General features: G+C 27.6%; 7 protein-coding genes and 1 riboswitch. Of the genes, 6 read left to right on the plus strand and 1 reads right to left on the minus strand.

All coding sequences use genetic code 11. The features are described 5' to 3' along the window. Nucleotides 1–337 precede the first annotated feature (337 nt). The 6 genes from BLS77_RS20815 (at nucleotide 338) to BLS77_RS17140 (ending at nucleotide 6,644) form a co-directional block, all read left to right on the plus strand. Entirely contained in the window at nucleotides 338–589 is a 252-nt protein-coding gene (locus BLS77_RS20815) for a UPF0158 family protein (RefSeq protein WP_423231045.1), read from the plus strand. Nucleotides 590–1,098: 509 nt separating this feature from the next. Then, the gene (locus tag BLS77_RS20360; protein WP_242874010.1) at nucleotides 1,099–1,539 is read left to right on the plus strand and encodes a M2 family metallopeptidase; all 441 of its coding nucleotides are present in this window, start codon (nucleotides 1,099–1,101) and stop codon (nucleotides 1,537–1,539) included. A gap of 431 nt (nucleotides 1,540–1,970) precedes the next feature. Beyond that, nucleotides 1,971–2,130: riboswitch (M-box (ykoK) riboswitch) on the plus strand. Between the two features lie 96 nt (nucleotides 2,131–2,226). Further along, nucleotides 2,227–2,382: a hypothetical protein gene (locus tag BLS77_RS20050; protein ID WP_167867615.1), complete on the plus strand. Its 156-nt coding sequence runs from the start codon at nucleotides 2,227–2,229 to the stop codon at nucleotides 2,380–2,382. A 126-nt stretch (nucleotides 2,383–2,508) separates the two neighbouring features. Then, entirely contained in the window at nucleotides 2,509–5,220 is a 2,712-nt protein-coding gene (gene mgtA / locus BLS77_RS17130; protein WP_089972681.1) for a magnesium-translocating P-type ATPase, read from the plus strand. 228 nt (nucleotides 5,221–5,448) lie between these two features. Continuing rightward, the gene (locus BLS77_RS17135; RefSeq protein ID WP_089972685.1) at nucleotides 5,449–6,210 is read left to right on the plus strand and encodes a HipA family kinase; all 762 of its coding nucleotides are present in this window, start codon (nucleotides 5,449–5,451) and stop codon (nucleotides 6,208–6,210) included. Continuing rightward, on the plus strand, nucleotides 6,186–6,644 hold the full coding sequence (locus tag BLS77_RS17140) for a hypothetical protein (protein WP_089972689.1): 459 nt from the start codon (nucleotides 6,186–6,188) through the stop codon (nucleotides 6,642–6,644). Before BLS77_RS17135 ends, BLS77_RS17140 begins: the two co-directional genes overlap by 25 nt. Before the next feature lie 294 nt (nucleotides 6,645–6,938). On the opposite strand, the gene BLS77_RS17150 is transcribed toward BLS77_RS17140, so the two are convergent. Further along, nucleotides 6,939–7,093, minus strand: a 155-nt coding sequence (locus tag BLS77_RS17150) for an IS3 family transposase (protein WP_139164867.1), incomplete at its 5' end; no start/stop codon positions are given.

The following is a 7,093-nucleotide window of genomic DNA, read 5'->3' on the forward strand; positions in this document are numbered from 1 at the left end:
CGCCAATCCCGGTTTTTAAATGTTTCTAGGTGCAAGTAGCAAGTGAGTCCAGCAAAGAATGTCCTCACTAGGAACCCCGGGTAGAAGAAAATTCCAATTATAAATAATGAAAGATTAAAAATTGAATTTATTGTTAATAATTAGTAAAAAGATTAACAAGAGGTGGAATGAAGGACTAGGAAAAAGTAATACAATGATTTGAGTAGTTAACTGTAGTAGAGCTAGTAACTTTATTACAGTTTTTTTGTTTATAAATAAATAGGTGTAATATATAATATGACTAGAAAATTATATACTGGTATAATCTAGATTTAACAACGATAATAAAATAAGAAAAATTAATAGGAGAGATGAATATAAAATAATTACCGAATTCGCTTATTCAATAGAGGATAATAATAAATCAAACATTTTACTTAATATATTAGATAGTAGAAGTGCTTTTGAAAAAATTAAAAATAAACTAGAATCATTAGGGCTAAATAAAAAATGGTATGAATTTAGAGATAATAGGTATAAAGAAATAGCTATTGAATGGTGTAATGATAACAATTTGATATGTATAGATAAATCTGTAAATAAGGAGTAGAAAATGAATATAAATAATTTCGAAAAACATATAGATAAAAGGATTTTAGAAAGAGGTTATGATTATTAGAATGATGGAAATATAGTTGAAGTGTATAAACAAACAGAAAATGAATATATTTTGAGGTAGAAGGAAGGGAACAATATGAAGTAGTAATAAACCTAAATAATAGTGGAGAAATAATACATTCAAATTGTGATTGTCCTTATAGTTTTGGGCATATATGCAAACCTGAAGTAGCAGCATATTTTAAATTATTTGAAATTAATAATAGTAAAGTACAAAAAAATATAGAAAGGAAACCAGAAATAAAAGATATATTACAAGAACTTACAAAAGATGAATTAATAAAAGAAAAAAACTATTTAAAAGTTATAGAGTTAGCAATAGAAGGGGAATTAAAGGATGGAGAAAATGTAGGATTAGCATTAAAATAGCAGAAGATAAGATGTGAATCATATAAAGAACTTTCAAATGAAGAAGAACAAAAAAAGTTAGCAGAAGAACTATTGATAAGTGGGGAATTTGAATATTACAAAGAACTAAAGATATTAAATAAAGAAAATGAGGATGTTTTTTATTTTGATATTAAAAATAAATTATTATGTAATAAGGGATGGCGTGGAAGAAATATTTATATTAAACTAATAGTTTTTGAAAATGATTTAGAAGAAGTAATGAAAGTTGTTAGAGAAGATATAAGTAAGATAGAGGTATATTCAGATATCCTTAAGGATAAATATGAAGAAGAAGTTAGAGATTTATATATAAAATATATAGAGATACAGGCAAGTAGAGCTTCAGATAGAAATCAGTATAAAGAGGTGTGTAGAATTATTGAGAAGTTTAGAAAAGTATCAGATAACAATAAAATAGAAGAAATAAAGAAAAAATTGAGGGGATTATATAGAAAGAGACCTGCATTTATAGATGAATTAAGTAGAGGTTGAAGTATCAATATTATTAATAACAGGTGGAAAAACAATATTACCATTTTTATCAGCAAAATATCATAAACAAAATAGTCGAATAAGGGTTTGAAATTTAGAAAAATCAATAAGTAAATTTAAGTCTAGATAATAGATAATAAGAACATTATTAGAAGAGTTCAATATAGGGAAAGTGTAAAAATATATTGAATTTTATAAAGTATCAAAAGATAAGGAGAGAGAGGATGTATAATAATTATATTTTTGATTTATACGGTACGCTTGTGGATATTAATACTGATTAGGAAAGTAGTAATCTATGGGAAAAATTATCAAATAAGAAATTTAAGAGAATTTTTTTATAGAAGTTAAGGCTAAGAATAAAATGAAAGTTATGATTTAAGGTTGACATTTTGGGGAAGTGTACATATACTAGAGTAGAGAAAAAAATAAATAGTTTTCGGTAGGTGAGGTTATCTTAGGGATACGGGTTGCTGCCGCGAAATAATGGAGACATTATTAGTTGGTTAGCAGAATACGTCGAGTACAAGGCGTATTTTAATGCAATTACATTGCCCTAGGATGTTGAAGCTTGAACGAGAGAAGTTAGAAAGTAAGCTAATATAATAATAGTTTGTTTTTTGTATCCTTGTTGAGCTTAGCCAACGAGGATTTTTTAATATCAAAAAATAAGTGAGGTGTAAACAAGTGGAATCAGGAAGTGATAGGTGTATGGGAACAGATGGCTTAGACTCAGAACAAATATATTTTTATAAGAAATCAAAAACAATAAAGTTAGATGTAAATAGTCATAAGGAATTATTACATTTATTGCCAATGAGTTGGCCTGTTTATGATACCTAAAAATATATATTTACCAGAGTTTTTTAATTATGCTACCTGTTTACTATATTAATTTAATAGTAAGCAGGTTTTTTTATTGTCATTTATTCTCATGCACTCAAATCTAGTTTTGAGGAGTGGATAGTCATGAGATTATTATTAAACAAAAATAAAAACATGAATTTAAAAGAAGAAAAAGAAATAAAAAGAAATAAGGTATTTACTAATTTAATAAAAGATGCAGGAATTGATAAAAATGATTTATTTAGAAATTTGAAATCCAGAGAAGAAGGATTAACTAATGATGAAGTAGAAAATAAGATTGATGAATATGGAAAAAATGAAATAAGTTATGGGAACGAAAATACTTGGTATAAGAGAATTATAGAAGCTTTTATAAATCCATTTACTATAATATTATTTTTATTATCAATAGTATCTTTAATAACTGATTATATAATTCCATTACCTGAAGATAAAAACTTAACAACAGTAATTATAATAGTTACTATGGTTACAATTAGTGGGCTATTAAAATTTGTTCAAGAAGAAAAATCTAATAATGCAGGTAAAAAGCTTAGTTCTATGATAAAAACAACAGCGACTGTACTTCGTAATGGAGCTTACACAGAGGTAGAAATTGAAAATATTGTACCTGGAGATAATATAAAGTTAGCGGCTGGAGATATGATACCTGCTGATGTTAGAATTTTATTTGCAAAGGATTTATTTGTAAGTCAATCATCTATGACAGGAGAAGCTGAACCCGTTGAAAAATTTGCAAATGAAAAAAATAGTGAATTTAAGTTAGATAAATTAAGTTATCTTGAATGTGAAAATTTAGCATTCATGGGTACTAATATAATAAGTGGAACAGCTACAGCTATAGTTTTATTAACAGGAAATGATACTTGTCTTGGAAGTATAGCAGAGTCAGTAACTGAAAAAAGAGAGTTAACAAGTTTTGATAAGGGAGTTAACTCAGTAAGCTTCTTATTAATTAAATTTATGGCAATAATGGTTCCAAGTGTATTTGTAATTAACGGAATTGCAAAAGGAGACTGGGTTCAAGCACTTTTATTTGGAATATCAATAGCAGTGGGGCTAACTCCAGAAATGCTTCCAATGATAGTTACTGCAAATCTTGCAAAGGGTGCTGTAGCTATGTCTAAAAGAAAAACAGTAGTTAAGAATTTAAATTCAATACAAAATTTTGGAGCGATGGATGTTTTATGTACAGATAAAACTGGAACACTTACAGAAGATAAAATTGTTTTAGAACGTCATTTAGATATATACGGAAATGAAGATATAAGAGTATTAAGACATGGATATTTAGTGAGCTATTTTCAAACCGGTCTTAAAAATTTACTTGATGTTTCTATTTTAGAATATGGAGAAGAAAAAGGATTTAAAGATTATCATGAAATGTATGAAAAAATAGATGAAATACCATTTGATTTTACTCGTCGTAGAATGTCTGTAGTTTTAAATGATAAAAATAATAAAACACAGCTAATTACAAAAGGTGCAGTTGAGGAAATGATTGATATTTGTAACTTTGCAGAATATAAAGGTGAAGTTATGGAATTAACTAAAACTGTTAAAAAGGAAATTCTTAAAACAGTAGATGGGCTAAATGAAAGTGGAATGAGAGTTATAGCAGTGGCTCAAAAAAACAATCCATCAGCACAAGGCGTATTCTCTGTTAAAGATGAATCCGATATGGTTCTTATGGGATATATAGCATTCTTAGATCCACCAAAAGCTTCAGCAAAAGAAGCAATAAAGGCTTTAAAAGAATATGGCGTAAATGTAAAAGTTCTTACTGGAGATAATGAGAAAGTAACAAAACATGTATGTAAAAGTGTTGGAATTGATACCGAAAATATATTGTTAGGCTCTGAAGTTGATTTATTATCAGATGAAGAGTTAAAAGTTAAAGTAGAGAAAATAAATATATTTGCAAAATTATCACCAAATCAAAAAGCAAGAGTAGTATCACTATTAAGAGAGAATGGACATGTTGTTGGATTTATGGGAGATGGGATAAATGACGCTCCTGCAATGAGAAAAGCAGATGTTGGAATTTCAGTTGATACAGCAGTTGATATTGCAAAAGAATCAGCGGATATAATTCTATTAGAGAAGGATTTAATGGTTCTTGAAAAGGGAATTATAGAAGGACGTAAAACTTTTGCAAATATTATTAAGTATATTAAAATGACTGCAAGCTCTAATTTTGGGAATATGTTTAGTATTCTAGTTGCAAGTGCATTACTTCCATTTTTACCAATGCTACCTGTACAACTGCTAGTTTTAAATCTTATTTATGATATATCTTGTATATCAATTCCTTGGGATAATGTAGATGAAGAATACCTTAAAGTTCCTAGAAAATGGGATGCATCATCAATAGGAAGCTTTATGTTATGGATAGGACCAACTAGTTCAGTTTTTGATATTACCACATATATAATAATGTTCTTTATTATTTCCCCAATGATTACTGGGGGAAGCTATAGTAGTCCAAATGTTGATAAAGCATTATTTATGATGGTATTTAACACAGGATGGTTTATTGAATCATTGTGGTCACAAACATTAGTTATTCATATGATTAGAAGTCCTAAAATCCCATTTATACAAAGTAGAGCAGCAATGCCAGTAATAGCATTAACAAGTATTTCAATTGCAATAGGTACAATAATTCCATATACAGCCTTTGGAAAAGTTTTGGGAATGTATCCTATGCCAGGAATATATTTTGCAATGTTATTTGTAACTATATTTGCATATATGATTGTAGTTACATCTATTAAAAGATTATATGTAAGAAAATATGGAGAGCTTTTATAGCTTGGAAATAGTTTTAGAAATATTTTCAATAAAAGAGGAAGTATAGATAGTTTATAAAAGGATTGGAGTAAAATTTATTACTTCAATCCTTTTATTTTTACCTCTCTCTGAGGTCCAGTTTTTTACCAAGTACGAGTAGTATATAAAATGAATTAAGTTTGAGGTGTTTATGATAGTAACACTTTAGGGTATAATGATAATATATAAACAAAGTGGAGGGAAGATAAAATGAATGAAAATGATATAAGAAATTTTATAAATAGTTCTTCTCTTGGTGTATATACAAAATACATAAAAGTAGTAGATGGATATAAGTATTTAGTTAAGTCAGGGCGAGGTGATGGTAAAAGTAAATCATCCATATTAGAGCCAGTAACTGAATGCATATGTTATGAATTTGCTAAGGAAATGGGAATAGAGTGTGCAGAATATACTTTAGAAGAACATGATGGAGAATTAATCTCAATTTCTAAGTGGTTTTATGATGAAAGTATTGAAAAATTCTATAGTGCTAATAGGTTAATGAGAATATTAAATATCACAAGAGATGATTTATATAATAAGTTTATAGATAATATAGAGGATATACAAATACACGTAGATAATATGATTATATTTGATTATATAGTAAATAATACAGATAGGCACCTTAAAAATTTTGGATTCTTAATTAATGAAGATAAAATAAGATTTGCTCCAATTTATGATAATGGGTTGGCACTTGGATCACACCTTGATGATGAAGAAATAGAATTTGAGGAAATAAGTGATTTATTACTAGATGCTGATTATGCAAAATGCTTTGATACTAGCAATAAAAAACAATTAGAGTTAGTTAAAAAATGCACATTGAATATAGATTTTGATTATGAATATATAGTAAAAAAATATTCAAAATATCTCAGTGAAAAAAGAATGGAATTTATTATGGAGCTACTTAAAGACAGAATATTGGAGGTGAAAAAATGCTTATTCCAAAATCAAAAATAGAAACAGTTGAATTAATGTGGGAAGAAGATTCACTTGGTGAAATATCCTATGATTTAGTAAGTGATAGATATAGTTTCAAAAAGAATGAAGAAACCAATGACTTAAGCCTTTACCCAGCAGAGTTCTATGGATTATTTAACAGAAAAGTTAGAGAAGTTCCAAGCGATGTAATAAGAGAATTTATAGTAGATAGAATAATACCTTATAATAGAATGAATCTTGATTGCTATTTAGAGTATTATAATTTAGATTATTTTGATGAATGGGAGGTATTTTTAGCTTCAAAAGGAATGTGCTTTTTAGATATCTTTTGGATAAGAAAAGAAAAAAGTGAAAGTTATAAAAATCATATTAGATTTACAAATTCTGTTAGGAATGATTTGCTTACAGAGGAGTATTTCATAAACAAGAAGTTTACTAGGCATAGCGGATGATAAAAAATGAGCATTGACAACTTCGGTAATTATTACCTTAAAAGGCAAATGATTGGTTGGAGGAGACGATTTCCTGGTACAAGTAGTGTTGAAAATAAAATTATTTGATCAATTGAACTGTGATAGAGTTAAAAATAAAGTGGTCCCTATGTCAAGGACAGTTAGAAAAAAACGCCTAAAAAATGAATTGGAATATTTTTTATGGAAGATGTATGACAAGAAAGCACTGGTATTATACCGTTTGTAGGTATTTACCAGTGCTTTAAATTATATTAATATATAAAATTAGTTTAGCTAGATTTTAATCGGATATTCACCGGTTTCTAGATATTCGTAGTATTTATTTGGTGATAGCTTGGCCAAATTCCATTGATATCTATTGTTATTATAATAATCAATATAATTATCTGTTTCTTGTTTCAGTAGATTAAATGTGTTGCATTTTCCAA

This window comes from Clostridium gasigenes (assembly GCF_900104115.1).
Classification (GTDB): Bacteria; Bacillota; Clostridia; order Clostridiales; family Clostridiaceae; genus Clostridium; species Clostridium gasigenes.